Here is a 21,209-nt window from a genome sequence, read left to right as displayed (position 1 = left end):
TCGCGCCTAGTCGGGCACGTGCGCCCAGAGTGACACGGGTGGAGGACTATCGGGCAGCGGGGGCCCGCCAGGGGCGTGACCTCCTGCGGGTCGCGTTCGGCCCCGGCGTGGTGGCGCTGGGCATCATCGCCGCCGTCACACTGCTTCAATTGCTGATCGCCAACAGCGACATGACGGGCGCCCTGGGGGCCATCGCCAGCATGTGGCTGGGCGTGCACGGGGTGCCGATCTCCATCGGCGGCCGCGAGCTGGGTGTGCTGCCGCTGTTGCCGGTGCTGTTGATGGTCTGGGGCACCGCGCGCACCACGGCACGGGCGACCTCTCCGTACTCGTCGTGGCTCGTGGTCCGCTGGGTTGTCGCATCGGCGCTCGGCGGGCCCCTGTTGATGGCGGCGATCGCGCTGGCGGTGATCCACGATGCGTCGACGGTGATCACCGAACTGGAGACGCCCAGCGCGCTGCGCGCGTTCGTCGGTGTGCTGGTGGTGCACGCCGTCGGCGCGTCGATCGGCGTCTGGTCCCGCGTGGGCCCGCGGCTGCTGGCGGTCTCCCCGCTGCCGTCGTGGCTGGGTGACTCCCTGCGCGCGGCCGCGGCCGGTGTGCTGGCGCTGGTGGGGCTGTCCGGTCTGGTGACGGCCGGGTCACTGGTTGTGCACTGGGGCACCATGCAAGAGCTCTACGGCATCACCGATTCGATATGGGGGCAGTTCAACCTCACTGCGCTGTCGGTGTTGTACGCACCCAACGTCATCGTCGGCACGTCGGCGGTCGCGGTCGGGTCCAGTGCCCATCTCGGCTTCGCGACGTTCAGTTCCTTCACCGTTTTCGGCGGCGACGTCCCGGCGTTGCCCATCCTGGCCGCGGCGCCGACGCCGCCGCTCGGACCGGTATGGGTGGCTCTGCTGATCGTCGGCGCCTCGTCGGGCGTGGCGGTCGGCCAGCAGTGCGCCCGGCATGCGCTGCCCCTGGTTCCGGCGACGGCCAAGCTGCTGGTCGCCTCGGTGGCCGGGACCCTGGTGATGTCGCTGCTGGCCTTCGGCGCAAGCGGTCGGCTGGGCAACTTCGGCGAGGTCGGCGTGGACCAGGGCACGCTGGCGGTCGGTGTGTTGTTCTGGTTCACGGTCATCGGCTGGATCACAGTGGTGATGGCCGGCGGCGTGCGGCGTCGCCCGCGGCGGCCCAAACCCAAACGCGCCCCCGCCCCGGCGACCGACGAACCGGCCGATTTCGCAGGAGTGTTCGCCGGGGACGAGGAACCGGCGGCCGACTCCGGCGATTCCGCCGAGCCCCTCGATGCGGTGGGCACCGACTCCGGCGATTCCGTCGAGCCCGTCGAGGCGCCGGACACCGACGTGTCACCGGCCGAGGAGCCCGGACAGCGCCCGGATTGACTGTCTCGCCCCGGCTCACGGGCTCGAGCGTTGACGCCGGACTCGGCGCGGGGCAGGACCCGACTGGGTTCGACTAGGCTCTGCGTGTGCTTGAACCGCTCCGCGTGCCCCCGAGCGCACCGGCGCGAGTGGTGGTGCTGGCTTCGGGCACCGGTTCGCTGCTGGCCTCGCTGATCGAGGCCGCCACCGGTGACTATCCCGCCCGGGTGGTCGCAGTCGGCGCGGACCGCGACTGCCCGGCCGTCGAGATCGCTGCGGCGGCGTCCGTGCCGGCATTCGTGGCACGGCTCGCCGAGCATCCCGGCCGCGACGCCTGGGACGCTGCCGTCTCCGACGCCACCGCCGCTCACTCACCCGACCTCGTCGTGTCGGCGGGCTTCATGAAAATCCTCGGGCCACAATTCCTTTCACGCTTCTACGGCCGTGTCATCAACACGCATCCCGCGTTGCTGCCGGCATTTCCCGGCGCGCACGGCGTGGCCGACGCGTTGGCCTACGGCGTGAAGGTCACAGGCTGTACGGTGCACCTGGTAGATGCCGGTACGGACACCGGGCCGATCCTGGCGCAGCAAGCCGTCCCGGTACTCGACGGCGACGACGAACAGACTTTGCATGAACGCATCAAAGTCACCGAGCGGCAGCTCTTGGTGGACGTGGTGGCCGCGATCGCAACCGGTGGCATGACCCTGACCGGGCGACAGGCGACGATCGGACGAAAGGCGATCATAGGATGAGCACCGACGACTGGCGGGAATCGGCGAGAAGGCCGATCCGCCGCGCGCTGATCAGCGTCTACGACAAGACCGGGCTCATCGAGCTTGCCCGGGGACTGGCCGCGGCGGGCGTAGAGATCGTCTCCACCGGGTCCACGGCAAAGACCATTGCCGACAAAGCGATCCCGGTGACCCGCGTGGAGGAGCTGACCGGGTTTCCCGAGGTGCTCGACGGCAGGGTCAAGACGCTGCATCCGCGGGTGCACGCCGGACTGCTGGCCGATCTGCGCAAGCCCGAGCACGCCGCCGCGCTCGAGCAGCTCGGGATCGCGGCGTTCGAACTGGTCGTCGTCAACCTCTACCCGTTCAGCGAAACCGTCGAATCCGGTGCGAGCGTCGACGAATGCGTCGAGCAGATCGACATCGGCGGCCCGTCGATGGTGCGCGCCGCGGCGAAAAACCATCCCAGCGTCGCGGTGGTCACCGACCCGCTCGGGTACGACGGCGTGCTCGCCGCGGTGCGGCACGGTGGATTCACCCTGGCCGAGCGCAAGAAGCTGGCGGCACTGGCATTTCAGCACACCGCCGAGTACGACATCGCGGTCGCGAGCTGGATGCAGTCGACACTGGCGCCCGAGCATCCGCCCACCGCGTTCCCCGAGTGGTTCGGCCGCAGCTGGCGCCGCTCGGCGATGCTGCGCTACGGCGAGAACCCGCATCAGCAGGCGGCGCTCTACGTCGATCCCGGCGCCTGGCCAGGCCTGGCGCAGGCCGAGCAGCTGCACGGAAAAGAGATGTCCTACAACAACTTCACCGACGCGGATGCGGCATGGCGGGCCGCCTTCGACCACGAGCAGATCTGCGTGGCGATCATCAAGCACGCCAACCCGTGCGGCATCGCGATCTCGTCGGTGTCGGTGGCCGACGCCCATCGCAAGGCCCACGAATGCGATCCGCTGAGCGCGTTCGGGGGAGTGATCGCGGCGAACACCGAGGTCACCGTCGAGATGGCGGAGTATGTGAGCACCATCTTCACCGAGGTGATCGTCGCACCGGCCTATGCGCCCGGCGCCGTCGACGCGCTGACGCGCAAGAAGAACATCCGGGTGCTGGTGGCCTCCGAGCCGCTGACCGGCGGCGCCGAGCTGCGGCCGGTGAGCGGCGGCCTGCTGATGCAGCAGCGCGACGAGCTCGACGCCCACGGTGACAACCCGACGAACTGGACCCTGGCGACCGGATCGCCGGCCGACCTGGCGACGCTGACCGATCTGGTGTTCGCCTGGCGCACCTGCCGCGCGGTCAAGTCGAACGCGATCGTGATCGCGGCCGACGGCGCGACCGTCGGGGTCGGCATGGGCCAGGTCAACCGCGTCGACGCGGCCCGGCTGGCCATCGAACGAGGGAATGCAGGAGGCGTCGACCGGGTCCGCGGCGCGGTCGCGGCCTCCGACGCGTTCTTCCCGTTCCCCGACGGGCTCGAGACCCTGGCCGCCGCCGGCGTGAAGGCGATCGTGCATCCGGGCGGATCGGTCCGCGACGACGAGGTCACCGCGGCGGCCGCCAAGGCCGGCGTCACCGTGTACCTCACCGGAGCCCGGCATTTCGCGCATTGAGGCGGCATCGGATGACGCACGTCGCCGCGAGTCGTAGCGTGGAGTGGTGACTTCACCGAGCAACCTCCCCCGCACGGTCGGCGAATTGCGTGCCGCCGGGCACCGTGAACGGGGCGTCAAGCAAGAAATCCGGGAGAATTTGCTGACCGCCCTGGCCGCGGGCCCCGACGCCGATGAGATCTGGCCCGGGATCCTGGGCTTCGAGGACACCGTGTTACCGCAGCTGGAGCGGGCACTGATCGCCGGCCACGACATCGTCCTGCTCGGTGAGCGGGGCCAGGGCAAGACGCGGCTGCTGCGGGCGCTGGTCGGCCTGCTCGACGAGTGGACGCCGGTGATCGCCGGGTCCGAACTCGGTGAGCACCCCTACACGCCGATCACGCCGGAATCCATCCGGCGTGCCGCCGAGTTGGGCGACGCCCTGCCGATCGGGTGGAAGCACCGCAGCCAGCGCTATACCGAGAAACTGGCCACCCCCGACACCAGCGTCGCCGACCTCGTCGGCGACATCGACCCGGTCAAGGTCGCCGAGGGCCGCAGCCTCGGGGACCCGGAGACCATCGCCTACGGCCTCATCCCGCGGGCGCACCGCGGCGTCGTGGCGGTCAACGAGCTGCCCGACCTGGCCGAGCGCATCCAGGTGTCGATGCTCAACGTCATGGAGGAGCGCGATATCCAGGTCCGCGGCTACACGCTGCGCCTACCGCTGGACGTGCTGGTGGTGGCCAGCGCCAACCCGGAGGACTACACCAACCGCGGCCGCATCATCACCCCGCTCAAAGACCGGTTCGGCGCCGAGATCCGCACCCACTACCCGCGTGAACTCGAGGCGGAGATGGGCGTGATCGCCCAGGAGGCGCACCTGAGCGCGCAGGTGCCCGAGTACCTGATGCAGGTGATCGCCCGCTTCGCCCGCTACCTGCGCGAGTCGAACTCGGTCGACCAGCGTTCCGGGGTCTCGGCGCGGTTCGCGATCGCGGCGGCCGAGACCGTGGCGGCCGCGGCCCGCCATCGCGGCGCGGTGCTGGGGGAGACCGACCCGGTGGCGCGCGTGGTCGACCTGGGCACGATCATCGACGTCCTGCGCGGCAAGCTGGAATTCGAGTCCGGCGAGGAGGGCCGCGAACAGGCCGTGCTCGAGCACCTGCTGCGCCGCGCGACCGCCGACACCGCGTCGCGGGTGCTGGGCGGCATCGACGTCGGCTCCCTGGTGGCCGCCGTCGAGGCGGGTTCGGCGGTGACGACGGGCGAGCGGGTGTCGGCCAAGGACGTGCTGGCCGCCGTGCCCGGGCTGCCCGTCGTGGACAAGATCGCGGCCAAGCTCGGCGCCGAATCCGAGGGCGAGCGCGCCGCGGCGCTGGAATTGGCGCTGGAGGCGCTGTATCTGGCCAAGCGCATCGACAAGGCCTCCGGAGAGGGCCAAACCGTCTATGGCTGAACCGATCAGGGGGCACTCGCTCCGCTATTCGGCGTACACCGGGGGGCCCGACCCCCTGGCTCCGCCGGTGGATCTGCGCGAGGCGCTCGGGCGGATCGGTGAGGACGTCATGGCCGGGACCTCGCCGCGCCGCGCGCTGTCCGAACTGCTGCGCCGCGGCACCAAGAACATGCCCGGCGCCGACCGGTTGGCGGCCGAGGCGAACAAGCGCAGACGCGAGTTGTTGCGCCGCAACAACTTGGACGGAACGCTGCAGCAGATCAAGCAGCTGCTCGACGAGGCCGTGCTGGCCGAGCGCAAGGCGCTGGCGCGCGCACTCGACGACGACGCACGCTTCGGCGAACTGCAGCTGGACGCGCTGCCGTCGTCGCCGGCCAAGGCCGTCCAGGAGCTCTCCGACTACGACTGGCGCAGCGGCGAGGCGCGCGAAAAGTACGAGCAGATCAAGGATCTGCTGGGCCGGGAGATGCTCGACCAGCGTTTCGCCGGCATGAAGCAGGCGCTCGAGGGCGCCACCGACGAGGACCGCCAGCGGGTCAAGGAGATGCTGGACGACCTCAACGGGCTGCTCGACAAGCACGCCCGCGGCCAGGACACGCCCCAGGACTTCCAGGACTTCATGGCCAAGCACGGTGAGTTCTTCCCGGAGAACCCGCGCGACGTCGACGAGCTGCTGGACTCGCTGGCCAAGCGCGCGGCCGCCGCGCAGCGCTTCCGCAACAGCCTGAGCCCGGATCAGCGCGCCGAACTGGACGCCTTGGCGCAGCAGGCATTCGGCTCCCCGTCGCTGATGCAGGCCCTGGACCGGCTCGACGCCCACCTGCAGGCGGCGCGGCCGGGTGAGGACTGGACCGGGTCCGAGGAGTTCTCCGGCGACAACCCGTTCGGCATGGGAGAAGGGGCCCAGGCGATGGCCGACATCGCCGAACTCGAGCAACTGGCCGAGCAGCTGTCGCAGAGCTACCCGGGCGCCACGATGGACGACGTCGATCTCGACGCGCTGGCGCGCCAGCTCGGCGACCAGGCCGCCATCGACGCCCGCACGCTCGCCGAACTGGAACGGACCCTGGTCAACCAGGGTTTTTTGGACCGCGGGTCCGACGGCCAGTGGCGGCTCTCGCCGAAAGCCATGCGCAGGCTCGGCGAGACCGCGCTTCGTGATGTGGCGCAACAACTTTCGGGTCGACGTGGCGATCGTGAGCTGCGCCGCGCCGGCGCCGCGGGGGAGCTGACCGGCGCGACCCGGCCCTGGCAGTTCGGTGACACCGAGCCGTGGAACATCTCCCGCACGTTGACCAACGCCGTGCTGCGCCAGGCGGGAACCGCGACGCTGGACGGCCCGATCAGGATCACCGTCGACGACGTCGAGGTGTCCGAGACCGAGGCCCGCACCCAGGCCGCCGTGGCGCTGCTGGTCGACACCTCGTTCTCGATGGTGATGGAGAACCGGTGGCTACCGATGAAGCAGACGGCCCTGGCGCTCAATCACCTTGTGTGCACCCGGTTCCGGGCGGATGCCTTGCAGATCGTCGCCTTCGGCCGCTACGCCCGGACGGTGACCGCCGCCGAGCTCACGGGTCTCGAGGGCGTCTACGAGCAGGGCACCAACCTGCACCATGCGCTGGCGCTGGCGGGCCGGCACCTGCGGCGCCATCCCAACGCGCAGCCCGTCGTGCTGGTGGTGACCGACGGCGAGCCGACCGCCCACCTGGAGAACTTCGACGGGGATGCGGGTTCCGCGGTGTTTTTCGATTACCCGCCGCATCCGCGGACCATCGCGGCCACCGTACGCGGGTTCGACGACATCGCCCGCCTCGGCGCGCAGGTGACGATCTTCCGGCTGGGCAGCGACCCCGGCCTGGCGCGGTTCATCGACCAGGTCGCCCGGCGGGTCGAGGGGCGGGTCGTGGTGCCCGACGTGGACGGGCTGGGCGCGGCCGTGGTGGGCGACTACCTACGGTCCCGGCGCCGGCGCCGCTGACGGTTAGGGGCGGCGGTTGCGGGCCTTGCGCTTGATCCCCACCCCGCCCCACAGGGAGAAGCCGTGGATGTGGACGGTCGGCGCCCCGGGGGTGCCCTGGCCCACGACGGCGCGGTCGAAGCCCCCCATCACGCCGCGGCCGTGGATCTCGACGTTCACCTCCGGCGGCAGCAAAATGTTCTGCATGCCCATGATCGACACGGCGTGGATCTCGACCTCGGTCGAGGTGAAATCGGCGTAACGCAGGTCCAGGACCCCATTGCCCCAGAACGTGAAGGTGGTCAGCTTCCTGGGCACGTTCCACCGGCCGCGTCGCTCGAATCCGCTCACCAGCGCCAGCAGCAGCGTGGAGGGCGCCGGGTTGGCGGCGCCGCCCCGGCGGGGGTTGACCGTCGAGCAACCCTGGAGGTCGGCGCGCAGCTGATCCAACTCCTCGTACGTCGTCGCCGCATACGCCTTGGTCAGGCGTTCCTCGTAGTCCTTGAGCTGCAACCGGCCCTGCTCGGCCGCGTAGGCCAGCAACTGCGCGATCTGGATGCGATCGGTGTCGGCAGCGCGCGACGATCCGTCACGCGTGTCCTTTGCATCGCGTCGCGCTGAGTTGCTCATCACCACGAGCCTACGACGTCCAGATTTTGCTGCAAGAGGGTTGGCTGAACTGCAACTTACCCAACGGTTGTGCGCGGTCGCGGGCCAGGTCGGGCCCGCTATTTTGTTAGACGTCTGGCGAACTCGCCCAGCTGGGCTGCCGCTTCTGGAGAAACGCCAGCATTCCCTCGCGCGCCTCCTCGGAGACGAACAACCGCGCCGATTCTGCGCCGAGCCGGTCGGCGTCGCGGTCGAAGCCCTCCAGCACCGCGGCCGTGGTCAGCGCCTTCGCCGCGGCAAGCCCCTGCGGGGAGCCGCGCCCGATGTCGGCGACCAGCCCCGCGACCGCGGCGTCCACGTCGTCGACGGCCATCGTGACCAGCCCGATCTCCGCCGCCTCGGCGGCGTGGAAGGTCGCGCCGGTGAGGTAGTAGCGGGCCGCGGCCCGTGCCGACAGCTTCGGCAGCAACGTCAGCGAGATGATCGCCGGGGCGACACCGATGCGGGCCTCGGTCAGCGCGAACGTGCTGCGGGGGCCGGCGACGACGATGTCGCAGGCGCCGACGAGGCCGAACCCGCCGGCCCGGACGTGCCCGTCGATGGCGGCGATCACCGGCAGCGGCGAGGAGACGATGGCCCGCATCACCGCGGTCATCTCGCGGGCCCGGGCGACGGCCATGTCGTATGACGATGGTGGCGACCCGCTTCGCCCGTGCGCGCCGCCGGACTCGCTCAGGTCCGCCCCGGCGCAGAAAGTGCCCCCGGCGTGCCCGAGCACCACCAGCCGCACGGCCGGGTCCGCCGCGGCGTCGCGCAGCCCCTGGTGCAGTTGGCCGACGAGCGCACTGGACAGCGCGTTGCGGTTGTGCGGCGAGTTCAGCGTCAGGCGGGCGACTGGGCCGCCGCAGTCGGCGGGCCCGGCGTAGTCGACCAGCGTCTCCATCAGTAGGACCGGGGCAGGCCCAGCGAGGTCTGCGCCACGAAGTTCAGCACCATCTCGCGGCTGACCGGGGCGATCCGTCCCAGCCGCGCCGAGGCCAGCATGGCGGCGACGCCGTACTCTTTGGTCAGCCCGTTGCCGCCCATCGACTGCACGGCCTGGTCGACCGAGCGGGTGGCGGCCTCGGCCGCGGCGTATTTGGCCATGTTGGCGGCCTCGGCCGCGCCCGCGTCGTCGCCGGCGTCGTAGAGCGTCGCGGCCTTCTGCATCATCAGCTTGGCGAGTTCGACCTCGATGTGACACTGCGCCAACGGATGTGACAGGCCTTGGTGCGCGCCGATCGGGGTGCCCCAGACCTGGCGGGTCTTGACGTAGTCGGCGGCCTTCTTGAGCGCGAACCGGCCCATCCCCACCGAGCTGGCCGCGCCCATGATGCGTTCGGGGTTGAGCCCCGCGAAGAGCTGGGCGATAGCGGCGTCCTCGGCGCCGACCAGCGCGTCGGCGGGGAGCCGGACGTCGTCGAGGAAGACCTGGAACTGCCGCTCGGGGCTGACCAGTTCCATTTCGATTGCAGTGTAGGTGAATCCGGGCGCATCGGTAGGCACCACGAACAGCGCCGGGCGCAGCTTGCCGGTCTTGGCCTCCTCGCTGCGGGCCACCACCAGCACCGCCTGCGCCTGGTCGATCCCGGAGATGTAGACCTTCTGGCCCTTGAGGATCCAGTCGCCGCCGTCGCGGCGGGCGGTCGTCGTGATCTTGTGCGAGTTGGATCCGGCGTCGGGCTCGGTGATCGCGAAAGCCATCGTCAGCGTCCCGTCGGCGATGCCCGGGATCCAGCGCTTCTTCTGCTCTTCGGTGCCGAACTTGCTGATGATCGTGCCGTTGATGGCCGGTGAGACCACCATCAGCAACAGCGCGCTGCCCGCGGCCGCCATCTCCTCCATCACCAACGACAGCTCGTACATGCCGGCGCCGCCACCGCCGTACTCCTCGGGCAGGTTCACGCCGAGGAAGCCGAGTTTTCCCGCCTCGGACCATAATTCGGTGGTGTGCTGGTGTGCGCGCGCCTTCTGCAGGTAGTAGTCGGCGCCGTAGTTGGAGGCCCACTCGGCCACCGCCTTGCGCAGGGCGCGGCGTTCCTCGTTCTCGATGAAGCTGGTGGCGGTCACCGTGGATCTCCTTCTGCTTCGGGCGCGTCGACTCGTGCCAGGTTCGGATGGTCGTGACCCGCTGCGCCCGGCTCCGCCGCGCTTGCGATCACTCCCAGGCTTGGATGGTCGTGACCCGCTGCGCCCGGCTCCGCCGCGCTTGCGATCACTCCCAGGACGGCGCCTACTTCGACTTGCTGACCGGCGCCCACGTTGAGCTCGGCCAGGATCCCGTCGGCCGGCGCGGTGATGGTGTGTTCCATCTTCATCGCCTCCAGCCAGATCAGCGGCTGGCCGGCGGTGACGGTGTCGCCGACGGCGGCGCCGAGCCGGATGACGTTGCCGGGCATGGGCGCGACCAGTGATCCCTGTTCGACGGCCGCGCCCGGCTCCGGGAAGCGGGGCAGTGCGACCAGGTGGACGGGGCCGAGCGGTGAGTCGACGTAGACGTCGTCACCGAAGCGCGCGATCCCGAAGCGGTATGCCACGTCGGCGCCATCGGTCAGCACCACCGCGTGCGGCGCCACGGACACCAGCCCCACCGGCTCGTCACCGGCGATCACCAATCCCGTTCTGGTGAAGCGGTATTCGACGCGCTGCTCGTTGCCCTCGTCGTCGCGATAGCTCTTGACCTGATAGCCCGAGGGGAGGTTGCGCCACCCACCGGGTATCGAGGCGAACACGGGCGCCGTCGCGCGATTGTGCGCGGCGTCGGCGAGCGCGGCGGCCACCGCCGACAAGCGGACCGTCGCCGCGTCGGCCAGTGGGGCGGCAAGTTCCGCGAGGCCGTGGCTGTCGAAAAACGCGGTGTCGGTGGCTCCGTCCAGAAACGCTTTGTGCCGCAGCACGTTCACCAGCAGGTCGCGATTGGTGCGCACGCCGTGCACGCGAGCGCGGGCCAGCGTGTCGGCCAGCAGCAGCGCCGCTTGCCGCCGCGACGGGGCGTATGAGATGACCTTGGCCAGCATCGGGTCGTAGTGGATGGAGACGGTAGAGCCGCTCTCGATGCCTGAATCCAGCCGGATCCCGGTGCGCCGCTCCAGTGTGTCGAACCGCGCGCGGACCCCGGGCACCTCGAAGGCGTGTACCGCCCCGGCCTGCGGTTGCCAGGCTTGGGCGGGATCCTCGGCATACAGCCGCGCCTCGATTGAATGCCCGTGTGCGGCGGGCGGTGCGGCGACAAGGCCGTGGCCGTCGGCGACCGCGATCTGCAGTTCGACCAGGTCGAGGCCGGTGGTCTCCTCGGTGACCGGGTGCTCGACCTGCAGCCGGGTGTTCATCTCGAGGAAGAAGAAGTCCCCGCTGTCGTCGGCCAGGAATTCCACCGTCCCGGCGCCGGTGTAACCGATCGCGGCGGCGGCCACCCGGGCCGCATCGAACAGCTTGTCCCGCATGCCCGGGGTCCGTTCGACCAGGGGGGAGGGGGCCTCTTCGATGATCTTCTGGTGGCGGCGCTGAATCGAGCATTCCCGCTCCCCGACGGCCCAGACGGTTCCGTGGCTGTCGGCCAGGATCTGCACCTCCACGTGGTGGCCGGTCGGCAGGTAGCGCTCGCAGAACACGGTCGGATCGCCGAAGGCGGACTGCGCCTCCCGGCGGGCCGCAGCGACTTCGCCGGGCAGCGCGGACAATTCGCGGACCACACGCATGCCGCGGCCGCCCCCGCCGGCGGAGGCCTTGACGAGCACCGGCAGCTGTGCCTCGGTGACCGAATCGGGGTCGAGTTCGTCGAGCACCGGAACGCCGGCCGCGGCCATCAGCTTCTTGGACTCGATCTTGGAGCCCATCGCCCGTACCGCGTCGACGGGCGGCCCGATCCAGGTAAGGCCGGCGTCGGTGACGGCGGCAGCGAAGTCGGCGTTCTCCGAGAGGAACCCGTAGCCGGGATGCACCGCGTCGGCCCCGGCGGCGCGGGCGGCCGCGATCAGGGCGTCGGCGTTGAGATAGTCGTTGGTGTTCGCCAGCCGCACCCGGGCGTCGGCCTCGGTGACGTGGGGGGCGGCCGCGTCGGGGCCAGTGTGCACCGCGACGGTGCCCAGGCCCAGCCTGCGGCAGGTGGCGAACACCCGTCGCGCGATCTCCCCGCGGTTGGCGACCAGTACCCGAGTGACTCCCATACTGCTCACATCCGGAAGACGCCGAAGTTCGACGTCCCCTTGATCGGGCCATTGGCGATAGCGGACAGGCACATTCCCAACACGGTGCGGGTGTCGCGCGGGTCGATCACCCCGTCGTCGTAGAGCATCCCGGACAACACCAGGGGCAGCGACTCTGCCTCGATCTGCCCCTCGACGGCGGCGCGCATCGCGGCGTCGGCCGCCTCGTCGACCTGCTGACCGCGCGCCTCGGCGGCCGCTCGGGCGACGATCGACAGCACGCCCGACAGCTGCGCGCCGCCCATCACCGCAGCCTTGGCGGACGGCCAGGCGAACAGGAACCGGGGGTCGTAGGCGCGACCGCACATGCCGTAGTGCCCGGCACCGTAGGATGCGCCGATCAGCACCGAGATGTGCGGGACGGTCGAGTTGGAGACGGCGTTGATCATCATCGAGCCGTGCTTGATCATCCCGCCCTCTTCGTATTCCCTGCCCACCATGTATCCGGTGGTGTTGTGCAGGAACAACAGTGGGGTGTCGGAGCGGTTGGCCAGCTGGATGAACTGGGTGGCCTTCTGCGACTCCTCGCTGAACAGGATGCCGCGGGCGTTGGCCAGGATGCCCAGTGGGTAGCCGTGCAGCCGGGCCCAGCCCGTCACCAGCGACGACCCGTACATTCCCTTGAACTCGTCGAAGTCGGAGCCGTCGACGATGCGGGCGATCACCTCCCGCGGGTCGAACGGGGTGCGGAGATCCGGCGGCACGATGCCGATCAGCTCCTCGGTGTCGAACAGCGGTTCGGTCACCGGGCCCGGCGCGGGGCCCTGCTTGACCCAGTTCAGCCTCGCGACGACGCGCCGCCCGATGCGGATCGCGTCGAGTTCGTCGACGGCGAAATAGTCGGCCAAACCGGAGACGCGGGCGTGCATCTCGGCGCCGCCCAGGGACTCGTCGTCGGACTCCTCGCCGGTGGCCATCTTGACCAGCGGCGGACCCGCCAGGAACACCTTCGAGCGTTCCTTGATCATCACCACGTGGTCGGACATGCCCGGCACATAGGCGCCGCCTGCGGTGGAGTTGCCGAAAACCAATGCAAGGGTGGGGATTCCGGCCGCCGACAGCCGAGTGAGATCGCGAAACATCTGCCCGCCGGGAATGAAGACTTCCTTCTGGGTGGGCAGGTCCGCGCCGCCGGACTCCACCAGGGAGATGACCGGGAGCCGGTTTTCCAGGGCGATCTTCTTGGCCCGCAGTATCTTGCGCAGCGTCCACGGGTTGCTGGTCCCGCCCTTGACGGTCGGGTCGTTGGCGACGATCATGCATTCCACGCCGGAGACCGCGCCGATGCCGGTGACCAGGCTGGCGCCGACCTGAAAGGCGCTGCCGTAGGCCGCGAGCGGGCACAGCTCCAGGAACGGTGAGTCGGGGTCGACGAGCAGTTCGATGCGTTCCCGCGCGGTGAGCTTGCCGCGGTCGTGGTGGCGCCCGACGTACTTGGGGCCGCCGCCCGCAAGGGCTTTGGCGAGCTCGCCGTCGATCTCGTCGAGCCTGGCGTTGGCCGCCGACGCCGCCTCGGCGTAGGCGGGGGCATGCGGGTCCAGCGTCGAGTGCAATACGGTCACGACCACCGCCGACGATGCAGAGCGAAGCGATGCGGAGGAGGCGGTGCGATCATTGTTGATATCCCAGGGTTTTGGCGGCCAGTGCGGTGAGGATTTCGGTGGTGCCGCCGCCGATGCCGAGGATGCGCATGTCCCGGTACTGGCGTTCGACTTCGGATTCGGCCATGTAGCCCATGCCGCCGAAAAGCTGGACGGCCTGATGCGCCACCCATTCGCCGGCCTCCACGGCGGTGTTCTTGGCGAAGCACACCTCGGCGATCAGGTTGGTCTCGCCGGCGAGCTGGCGCTCGACCACATTGCGCGAGTAGACGCGGGCGACGTCGGTGCGCCGGGCCATCTCGGCCAGCGTGTTCTGCACCGACTGTCGCGAGATCAGCGGCCGGCCGAACGTCTCCCGGTCGCGGCACCACTGCACCGTCAGGTCCAGGCAGCGCTGGGCGCTCGAATACGCCTGGGCGGCAAGGCCGATGCGCTCGGACACGAAGGCCTGGGCGATCTGCAGGAACCCGCTGTTCTCGGGGCCGACGAGATTGGCCGCGGGCACGCGCGCGTCGGTGTAGGACAGCTCGGCGGTGTCCGAGGACCGCCAGCCCATCTTGTCCAGCTTGCGGCTGACCTCGAAACCCGGCGTGCCCTTCTCCACCACCAGCAGCGAGACCCCGACCGCGCCGGGGCCCCCGGTGCGCACCGCGGTGACGACATAGTCCGCGCGCACCCCGGAGGTGATGTAGGTCTTGGCGCCGTTGACGACGTAGTGGTCGCCGTCCCGCACCGCCGTGGTCCGCAGGTGCCCGACGTCCGAGCCGCCGCCGGGCTCGGTGATGGCCAGCGCGCCGATCTTCTCGCCGGCCAGCGTGGGCCGGACGAACTCCTCGATCAGCCGCGGGTCGCCGAAGGCGATCATGTGCGGCACCGCGATGCCGCAGGTGAACAGCGAGGCGAAAACGCCGCCCGGGGCCCCGGCCTGGTGCACCTCCTCGCAGATGATCACCGCGTCGGCACCGTCCCCGCCGCCGCCGCCGACCGCCTCGGGGAAGCCCGCGCCCAGCAGGCCGGCATCCCCGGCGCGGCGGTGCAGTTCGCGCGGCAGCTCGCCGGCGCGCTCCCACTCGTCGGCGCGCGGCAGGATCTCGCGTTCGGTGAACGCGCGCACCGTCTTTCGCAGCTGGTCGCGTTCCGGGGTGTTCCACAGAGTCATAAAAGCCCTTCCGGCACCTCGACGTAACGGCTGCGCAGCCACTCTCCCAGTCCCTTGGCCTGGGGATCGAACCGGGCCTGGTAGGCGACACCCTGGCCGAGGATGCCGTCGACGACGAAGTTCACCGCCCGCAGGTTGGGCAGCACGTGGCGGGTGACGGCGAAGCCCGCCGCCTCGGGCAGCAGCTCCCCGAGCACCTCCACGGTGAGGGTGTGCGCCAGCCAGCGCCATTGCTCGTCGGTGCGCACCCAGACCCCGACGTTGGCCGAGCCGCCCTTGTCGCCGCTGCGGGCGCCGGCGATGCGGCCCAGCGGCACGCGGCGTGCCGGGCCTGCCGGCAGCGGCTCGGGCAGCGGCGGCGGGTCCGCGGGCGAAAGCTCGAGAGTGTCAGTGGCGCAGTCGATTTCGGTGCGGGAACCGTCGGGGTGTACGGCGACGTGCGGCACCCCGGCGGCATCGACGTATCCGGCGGTGAACACGCCGTACACCTGACCGTCGCCCGGTGGGGCGGTCACGTGAAATCCCGGATAGCTGGCAAGCGCCAATTCGACGGCCGCCGAGGAGAATTGGCGTCCGACGTTGGCGGGGTCGGGGTCGCGCACGACGCAGCGCAGCAGGGCGCTGGCGGTCTCCTCGGTGTCGGCGTCGGCGTGGTCGGTGCGGGCCAGGGTCCACACCAGCTCGGCGGGCTTGACGGTGAGCGCGGCCTCGAGCTGGCGGCGCACCAGCTCGGCCTTGGCCTCGACGTCCAGGCCGGTCAGCACGAAGGTCATGGCGTTGCGGTACCCGCCGATGCTGTTCAGCGACACCTTGAGGGTGGGCGGCGGCGGCTCGCCGCGTACCCCGCTGATGCGCACCCGGTCGGGTCCGTCGGAGGCCAACGCGATGCTGTCCATCCGGGCGGTGACGTCGGGGTTGGCGTAGCGGGCGCCGCCGATCTCGTAGAGCAACTGCGCGGTGACGGTGTCGACGCTGACCAGTCCGCCGGTGCCGGGATGCTTGGTGATCACCGAGGATCCGTCGGCGTGGACCTCGGCCAGCGGGAAGCCGGCGTGGCCGAGGTCGGGGATTTCCGTGAAGAACGAATAGTTGCCGCCGCTGGCCTGGACGCCGCATTCGATGACGTGGCCGGCGACCACGGCGCCGGCGAGCCGGTCGTAATCGGTGCGGTTCCAGCCGAAGTGCGCGGCCGCGGCGCCCACCGTCACCGAGGCGTCGGTGACCCGGCCGGTGACCACGACGTCGGCCCCGGCGTCGAGGCAGTCGACGATGCCCCACGCGCCCAGGTAGGCGTTGGCCGTCAGCGGCGAGCCGAGCCCGAGTTCGGCTGCGCGCGGCGCCAGGTCGTCGCCCTCGACGTGCGCGACCCGGGCGTCGATGCCCAGCCGCGCCGCCAGGGCCCGCACGGCGTCGGCCAGCCCGGCCGGGTTGAGGCCGCCGGCGTTGGCCACGATGCGGACACCCCGGTCGCGGGCCTCGCCGAGGCAGTCCTCGAGCTGGGTCAAGAAGGTCTTGGCGTAGCCGCGCTCCGGGTGCTTCATGCGGTCGCGGCCCAGGATGAGCATGGTCAGTTCGGCCAGGTAGTCACCGGTGATGAAGTCCACGTCCCCGCCGGTCAGCATCTCGCGCATCGCCGACAGGCGGTCGCCGTAGAAGCCGGAGCAGTTCGCGATCCGGACGGGAGCACCGGAAGCAGAAGCCATGGGCGCCCTCCGTTCCTCGACTCACCGCTGAGCACAACCAACCAACCGGTAGGTTAGCGGGTGCGGCCGGTGCCGCGTCAAGGCTGCTGCGCCGGCGCGCGCGGCCCATTTTGGCGCCCACGAGGCCAGCGACTATCCTGAAGGGCAATCGTCGCTCGTCCGGCCCGCCCGGCCACGCCGCGACATGCCCACCAGAAGCCCGAATGAGGAGTAAGGCCCGACCATGGCCACACCCAAGCGCAGGATGTCGCGCGCCAACACACGAAGCCGCCGCGCGCAGTGGAAGGCCACCCGCACCGAGCTCGTCGGCGTGACGGTGGCGGGCCAGCGGCACAAATTGCCCCGCCGGCTGCTCAAGGCGGCCCGCCTCGGCCTCATCGATCTCGACAAGCGTTAATCCCGCCGGACACCCGGCGCGCCTCTCAGGCCGCTCTCAGGCGCCGGGACCAGACTGATGGCCGTGCGGATACTGGTCGTCGACGACGACCGCGCGGTGCGTGAGTCGCTGCGCAGGTCACTTTCTTTCAACGGCTATTCGGTCGAGCTCGCCCATGACGGGGTCGAGGCCCTCGACAAGATCGCGGCCGAGCGGCCCGACGCCCTGGTCCTGGACGTGATGATGCCGCGGCTGGACGGCCTGGAGGTATGCCGCCAGCTCCGCAGCACCGGCGACGACCTGCCGATTCTGGTGCTCACCGCCCGCGACTCGGTCTCCGAGCGCGTCGCGGGCCTGGACGCCGGGGCCGATGACTACCTGCCGAAGCCGTTCGCGCTCGAAGAGCTGTTGGCGCGCATGCGCGCGTTGCTGCGCCGCACCAAACCCGACGACGCCGCCGCCGAGTCGATCGCCCTGCGGTTCTCCGACCTGGCCCTGGACCCGGTGACCCGCGAGGTGACCCGCGGGCAACGGCAGATCAGCCTGACCCGCACCGAGTTCGCGCTGCTGGAGATGCTGATCGCCAACCCGCGCCGCGTGCTCACCCGCAGCCGCATCCTCGAGGAGGTGTGGGGCTTCGACTTCCCCACCTCGGGCAACGCGCTGGAGGTCTACGTCGGGTATCTGCGCCGCAAGACCGAGGCCGAGGGCGAGCCCCGGCTGATCCACACGGTGCGCGGCGTGGGTTACGTGCTGCGGGAGACGCCGCCGTGATGAGTCCGTTCCCGCGATGATCCGGTTCAACCGGCGACGTCGCACCGCCTGGCGGCCCGCCAGTTCGCTGTCCCTGCGGTGGCGGGTGATGCTGATGGCGATGTCGACGGGCGTGATGGTCGTCCTGTTGATGGACTTCGCCGTCTACGCCTCGGTATCGGCGGCGCTGTACAAGGACATCGACAATCAGCTGCAGAGCCGGGCGCAGCTGATGATCGCCAGCGGGTCGCTGGGCGCCGACCCCGGGAAAGCCATCGAGGGCAGCGCCTATTCCGACGTCAACGCGATGCTGGTGAACCCGGGCCACTCCGTCTACACCGCCCAGCAGCCGGGTCAGACGCTCCCGGTCGGCCCGCCGGAGAAGGCCGTGATCAACGGTGAGCTGTTGATGTCGCGGCGCACCGCGTCCGATCAGCGGATACTGGCCATCCACCTGCCCAACGGCAGCACGCTGCTGATCTCCAAGAGCCTCAAGCCCACCCAGGCGGTGATGAACCAGGTGGGCTGGGTGTTGCTGATCGTGGGCGGCATCGGTGTCGTGGTCGCCGCGGTCGCCGGCGGCATGGTGACCAAAGCCGGGTTGCGCCCGGTGGCCCGCCTGACCGCCGCGGCCGAACGGGTGGCGCGCACCGACGATCTGCGGCCCATCCCGGTGGTCGGCAGCGACGAATTGGCCCGGCTGACCGAGGCGTTCAACCTGATGTTGCGGGCACTGGCCGAGTCGCGGGAGCGGCAGGCCCGGCTGGTGACCGACGCCGGGCACGAACTGCGCACGCCGCTGACCTCGCTGCGCACCAACGTCGAGCTGCTGATGGCCTCGATGGAACCGGGCGCGCCGCGGCTGCCCGAGCAGGAGATGGTGGATCTGCGCGCCGACGTGCTCGCGCAGATCGAGGAACTGTCCACCCTGGTGGGCGATCTGGTGGACCTGTCCCGCGACGACGCCGGCCAGGTGGTGCACGAGCTGGTGGACATGTCCGAGGTGGTGGATCGCAGCCTCGAGCGGGTCAAGCGGCGGCGCAACGACATCCAGTTCGACGTCCAGGTCATCCCGTGGCAGGTCTACGGTGACTCGGCGGGGCTGTCGCGTGCGGCGTTGAACCTCATGGACAACGCCGCCAAGTGGAGCCCGCCGGGCGGCCGCGTCGGCGTCGGGATGAGGCAGCTCGACGACTCGCACGCCGAATTCGTGGTCTGGGATTACGGTCCGGGGATTCCGCCGCAGGAACGCCGCCTGGTGTTCGAGCGCTTCTACCGGTCGACGACCGCACGGGCCATGCCGGGCTCGGGCCTGGGGCTGGCGATCGTGAAGCAGGTCGTGCTCAAGCACGGCGGGATGCTGCGCGTCGAAGACACCGTGCCGGGCGGGCAGCCTCCGGGGACCGCGATCTACGTGGTGCTTCCCGGCCGGCCCATGCCGGGCGGGCCCTACGCGCCGGCCGCCGCGGATTTCGGCCCCGACGATCGCGGGGCTCACTCCGGCCCGGGCGCGCCCGCGCCGGGAAACACGGCGAACTCTGGGGAATCGGCGAACGTTATCTCAGTGGACTCTCAGTCCGCGCGCGCAAGGTAGTTGTGCAGTTACTGTTGGAATTCAGGTCGAGTCGTGCCCACACCAGCCGACATTTACAGGAAGAGCGAACTTAGCGACATGACGAATCACCCGAGGTATTCGCCACCGCCGCAGCAGCAGCCGGGCTACCGCACCGCGCCCAACCAGCCCGGAGGCCCCTACGCCCAGGGGCAGCAGCACCCGTACAACCAGCAGTACGACTGGCGCTACCCGCAGTCCCAGCCCTCGCCGACGGCACAGTACCGCCGGCCCCACGATCCGTTCGGTGGCGGCGGGCCGGGTTCCGTGCCCGGCGGTACCGGAACGGGGCCGATACCCGGGATGCTGCCCCCGATGGGCCCCCCTCCGGTACGCGAGAAGCGCTCCCGTGGGGGCCTGCTGGCCGCCGGCGCGCTGGCCATCGCCGTGGTGTCGGCCGGCATCGGCGGTGCCGCGGCCACGGTCGTCGAGCTGGGCGCGCACTCGACCGGCGGGCACGGCGGCCGCGTCATCGGGGCCGCCCCCAGCGTCCCGGCGGCCAACATGCCGGCGGGCAGTGTCGAACAGGTCGCCGCCAAGGTGGTGCCCAGCGTCGTCATGCTCGAGACCGACCTGGGTCGCCAGTCAGAGGAGGGCTCGGGCATCATCCTGTCCTCCGACGGGCTGATCCTGACCAACAACCACGTGGTCGCGGCCGCCGCGGGCCCGGGTCAGGGCAAGCCGCCGGGCGGACCCGTCAATCCGGCGCCGAAGACGACGGTGACGTTCTCCGACGGGCGCACCGCGCCCTTCACGGTGGTGGGCACGGACCCGACCAGCGACATCGCCGTGATCCGCGTGCAGGGCGTCTCCGGGCTCACTCCCATCTCGCTGGGCTCCTCCTCGGATCTGCGTGTCGGCCAGCCGGTGGTGGCGATCGGGTCGCCGCTGGGCCTGTCCGGCACGGTGACGACCGGCATCGTCAGCGCCCTCAACCGACCGGTGTCCACGACCGGCGAGGCGGGCAACCAGAACACCGTGCTGGACGCGATCCAGACCGACGCGGCGATCAACCCGGGTAACTCGGGTGGCGCCCTGGTCAACATGAGCGGCCAGCTGGTGGGGGTGAACTCGGCGATCGCCACCCTCGGCGCCGACTCGCCGGATGCCCAGAGCGGGTCGATCGGGCTCGGCTTCGCCATCCCGGTCGACCAGGCCAAGCGCATCGCCGACGAGCTGATCAGCAGCGGCAAGGCGTCGCACGCGTCGCTGGGTGTGCAGGTGACGAACGACAAGGGCTCCCCGGGCGCCAAGGTCGTCGAAGTCGTGCAGGGCGGTGCCGCCGCGAGCGCCGGCCTGCCCAAGGGCGTCGTCGTCACCAAAGTCGACGACCGCCCGATCAACAGCGCCGACGCGCTGGTCGCCGCCGTGCGTTCCAAAGCGCCGGGCGACAAGATCACGCTGACCTTCGAGGATCCCGCCGGTGGCGGCAGCCGGACCGTCCAGGTCACGCTCGGCAAGGCGGATCAGTGATGCGGGTCGAGGAGCCCTCGGCGGGGCCGCTGTCGGAGCTCGGATATACGGTTGCTCCCATGGAGCCGGGTGCGGAATTGGTGGTCGGCCGGGCGCTGGTGGTGGTGGTCGATGACCGCACCGCGCACGGCGACGAGGACCACAGCGGGCCGTTGGTCACCGAATTGTTGACCGAGGCGGGGTTCGTCGTGGACGGGGTGGTGGCGGTCGAGGCCGACGAGGTCGAGATCCGCAACGCGCTCAACACCGCGGTGATCGGCGGGGTGGATCTGGTGGTCTCCGTCGGTGGCACCGGCGTCACGCCGCGCGATGTCGCACCGGAGGCCACCCGCGAGATTCTCGACCGGGAGATCCTGGGCATCGCCGAGGCGATCCGGGCTTCGGGCCTGTCCGCGGGGATCATCGACGCGGGGTTGTCCCGCGGTCTGGCCGGGGTGTCGGGAAGCACCCTGGTGGTCAACCTCGCCGGTTCCCGTTACGCGGTGCGCGACGGAATGGCGACGCTGAATCCCCTTGCCGCCCAGATCATCGGGCAGCTGTCGAGCCTGGAGATCTGACCCCGCT

Annotated in this window: 17 protein-coding genes; 10 read left to right on the top strand and 7 right to left on the bottom strand. The window is 70.5% G+C overall.

From position 1 onward, the window contains the following. Nucleotides 1-38 precede the first annotated feature (38 nt). The 5 genes from ACJ512_RS24300 to ACJ512_RS24280 all read left to right on the top strand — a co-directional run bounded on the left by ACJ512_RS24300 (nucleotide 39) and on the right by ACJ512_RS24280 (nucleotide 7,136). Complete coding sequence (locus ACJ512_RS24300; protein ID WP_407685051.1) at nucleotides 39-1,391, top strand: cell division protein PerM; 1,353 nt, start codon at nucleotides 39-41, stop codon at nucleotides 1,389-1,391. An 86-nt stretch (nucleotides 1,392-1,477) separates the two neighbouring features. Beyond that, nucleotides 1,478-2,125: a phosphoribosylglycinamide formyltransferase gene (gene purN / locus ACJ512_RS24295; RefSeq protein ID WP_407685052.1), complete on the top strand. Its 648-nt coding sequence runs from the start codon at nucleotides 1,478-1,480 to the stop codon at nucleotides 2,123-2,125. Beyond that, complete coding sequence (gene purH, locus ACJ512_RS24290; RefSeq protein WP_407685053.1) at nucleotides 2,122-3,717, top strand: bifunctional phosphoribosylaminoimidazolecarboxamide formyltransferase/IMP cyclohydrolase; 1,596 nt, start codon at nucleotides 2,122-2,124, stop codon at nucleotides 3,715-3,717. The genes purN and purH overlap by 4 nt, the downstream gene beginning before the upstream one ends. A gap of 43 nt (nucleotides 3,718-3,760) precedes the next feature. Beyond that, nucleotides 3,761-5,155, top strand: a complete 1,395-nt coding sequence (locus ACJ512_RS24285; RefSeq protein ID WP_407685054.1) for a sigma 54-interacting transcriptional regulator — start codon at nucleotides 3,761-3,763, stop codon at nucleotides 5,153-5,155. After that, the gene (locus ACJ512_RS24280; protein ID WP_407685055.1) at nucleotides 5,148-7,136 is read left to right on the top strand and encodes a vWA domain-containing protein; all 1,989 of its coding nucleotides are present in this window, start codon (nucleotides 5,148-5,150) and stop codon (nucleotides 7,134-7,136) included. The genes ACJ512_RS24285 and ACJ512_RS24280 overlap by 8 nt, the downstream gene beginning before the upstream one ends. A gap of 3 nt (nucleotides 7,137-7,139) precedes the next feature. Here the strand turns inward: ACJ512_RS24280 and ACJ512_RS24275 are convergent, their stop codons facing one another. The 7 genes from ACJ512_RS24275 to ACJ512_RS24245 all read right to left on the bottom strand — a co-directional run bounded on the left by ACJ512_RS24275 (nucleotide 7,140) and on the right by ACJ512_RS24245 (nucleotide 16,431). Beyond that, entirely contained in the window at nucleotides 7,140-7,745 is a 606-nt protein-coding gene (locus tag ACJ512_RS24275; RefSeq protein WP_407685056.1) for a DUF1707 SHOCT-like domain-containing protein, read from the bottom strand. 106 nt (nucleotides 7,746-7,851) lie between these two features. After that, nucleotides 7,852-8,667, bottom strand: coding sequence for an enoyl-CoA hydratase family protein (locus ACJ512_RS24270; RefSeq protein WP_407685057.1), 816 nt, complete (start codon nucleotides 8,665-8,667; stop codon nucleotides 7,852-7,854). Continuing rightward, nucleotides 8,667-9,833, bottom strand: coding sequence for an acyl-CoA dehydrogenase family protein (locus ACJ512_RS24265; RefSeq protein WP_407685058.1), 1,167 nt, complete (start codon nucleotides 9,831-9,833; stop codon nucleotides 8,667-8,669). Before ACJ512_RS24265 ends, ACJ512_RS24270 begins: the two co-directional genes overlap by 1 nt. Further along, nucleotides 9,830-11,929 (bottom strand): acetyl/propionyl/methylcrotonyl-CoA carboxylase subunit alpha, encoded by a 2,100-nt coding sequence (locus ACJ512_RS24260; RefSeq protein WP_407685059.1) that lies wholly within the window; start codon nucleotides 11,927-11,929, stop codon nucleotides 9,830-9,832. Before ACJ512_RS24260 ends, ACJ512_RS24265 begins: the two co-directional genes overlap by 4 nt. Nucleotides 11,930-11,934: 5 nt before the next feature. Next, complete coding sequence (locus ACJ512_RS24255) at nucleotides 11,935-13,530, bottom strand: acyl-CoA carboxylase subunit beta (RefSeq protein ID WP_407685060.1); 1,596 nt, start codon at nucleotides 13,528-13,530, stop codon at nucleotides 11,935-11,937. Nucleotides 13,531-13,579: 49 nt separating this feature from the next. Then, nucleotides 13,580-14,728, bottom strand: a complete 1,149-nt coding sequence (locus tag ACJ512_RS24250; RefSeq protein WP_407685061.1) for an acyl-CoA dehydrogenase family protein — start codon at nucleotides 14,726-14,728, stop codon at nucleotides 13,580-13,582. After that, nucleotides 14,725-16,431, bottom strand: coding sequence for an acyclic terpene utilization AtuA family protein (locus ACJ512_RS24245; protein ID WP_407685062.1), 1,707 nt, complete (start codon nucleotides 16,429-16,431; stop codon nucleotides 14,725-14,727). Before ACJ512_RS24245 ends, ACJ512_RS24250 begins: the two co-directional genes overlap by 4 nt. A 223-nt stretch (nucleotides 16,432-16,654) precedes the next feature. On the opposite strand from ACJ512_RS24245, the gene rpmF reads away from it, so the two are divergent. The 5 genes from rpmF (at nucleotide 16,655) to ACJ512_RS24220 (ending at nucleotide 21,202) form a co-directional block, all read left to right on the top strand. Then, nucleotides 16,655-16,828 carry a 50S ribosomal protein L32 gene (gene rpmF, locus ACJ512_RS24240; protein ID WP_369737198.1) on the top strand — a complete coding sequence of 58 codons (174 nt, stop codon included), beginning with the start codon at nucleotides 16,655-16,657 and terminating at the stop codon, nucleotides 16,826-16,828. A gap of 63 nt (nucleotides 16,829-16,891) precedes the next feature. Then, complete coding sequence (gene mprA, locus ACJ512_RS24235) at nucleotides 16,892-17,581, top strand: two-component system response regulator MprA (protein ID WP_407685063.1); 690 nt, start codon at nucleotides 16,892-16,894, stop codon at nucleotides 17,579-17,581. A gap of 16 nt (nucleotides 17,582-17,597) precedes the next feature. Beyond that, nucleotides 17,598-19,154, top strand: a complete 1,557-nt coding sequence (locus ACJ512_RS24230) for a HAMP domain-containing sensor histidine kinase (RefSeq protein ID WP_407685064.1) — start codon at nucleotides 17,598-17,600, stop codon at nucleotides 19,152-19,154. 78 nt (nucleotides 19,155-19,232) lie between these two features. Next, nucleotides 19,233-20,645, top strand: coding sequence for a S1C family serine protease (locus tag ACJ512_RS24225; RefSeq protein ID WP_407685065.1), 1,413 nt, complete (start codon nucleotides 19,233-19,235; stop codon nucleotides 20,643-20,645). Beyond that, nucleotides 20,645-21,202 carry a MogA/MoaB family molybdenum cofactor biosynthesis protein gene (locus ACJ512_RS24220; RefSeq protein WP_407685066.1) on the top strand — a complete coding sequence of 186 codons (558 nt, stop codon included), beginning with the start codon at nucleotides 20,645-20,647 and terminating at the stop codon, nucleotides 21,200-21,202. The genes ACJ512_RS24225 and ACJ512_RS24220 overlap by 1 nt, the downstream gene beginning before the upstream one ends. Nucleotides 21,203-21,209 lie beyond the last annotated feature (7 nt).

Source organism: Mycobacterium cajalii (assembly GCF_045809005.2).
Classification (GTDB): Bacteria; Actinomycetota; Actinomycetes; order Mycobacteriales; family Mycobacteriaceae; genus Mycobacterium.
This window is presented reverse-complemented; position numbering and strand designations above follow the sequence as displayed.

Bases quoted from the DNA above. Each gene is read 5' to 3' on its own strand.
- ACJ512_RS24245 (WP_407685062.1), bottom strand. From the start codon at position 16,431: ATGGCTTCTGCTTCCGGTGCTCCCGTCCGGATCGCGAACTGCTCCGGC.
- ACJ512_RS24250 (WP_407685061.1), bottom strand. From the start codon at position 14,728: ATGACTCTGTGGAACACCCCGGAACGCGACCAGCTGCGAAAGACGGTG.
- ACJ512_RS24270 (WP_407685057.1), bottom strand. From the start codon at position 8,667: ATGGAGACGCTGGTCGACTACGCCGGGCCCGCCGACTGCGGCGGCCCA.
- ACJ512_RS24275 (WP_407685056.1), bottom strand. From the start codon at position 7,745: ATGAGCAACTCAGCGCGACGCGATGCAAAGGACACGCGTGACGGATCG.
- ACJ512_RS24260 (WP_407685059.1), bottom strand. From the start codon at position 11,929: ATGGGAGTCACTCGGGTACTGGTCGCCAACCGCGGGGAGATCGCGCGA.
- ACJ512_RS24280 (WP_407685055.1), top strand. From the start codon at position 5,148: ATGGCTGAACCGATCAGGGGGCACTCGCTCCGCTATTCGGCGTACACC.
- ACJ512_RS24230 (WP_407685064.1), top strand. From the start codon at position 17,598: ATGATCCGGTTCAACCGGCGACGTCGCACCGCCTGGCGGCCCGCCAGT.
- rpmF (WP_369737198.1), top strand. From the start codon at position 16,655: ATGGCCACACCCAAGCGCAGGATGTCGCGCGCCAACACACGAAGCCGC.
- purH (WP_407685053.1), top strand. From the start codon at position 2,122: ATGAGCACCGACGACTGGCGGGAATCGGCGAGAAGGCCGATCCGCCGC.
- ACJ512_RS24220 (WP_407685066.1), top strand. From the start codon at position 20,645: ATGCGGGTCGAGGAGCCCTCGGCGGGGCCGCTGTCGGAGCTCGGATAT.
- ACJ512_RS24225 (WP_407685065.1), top strand. From the start codon at position 19,233: ATGACGAATCACCCGAGGTATTCGCCACCGCCGCAGCAGCAGCCGGGC.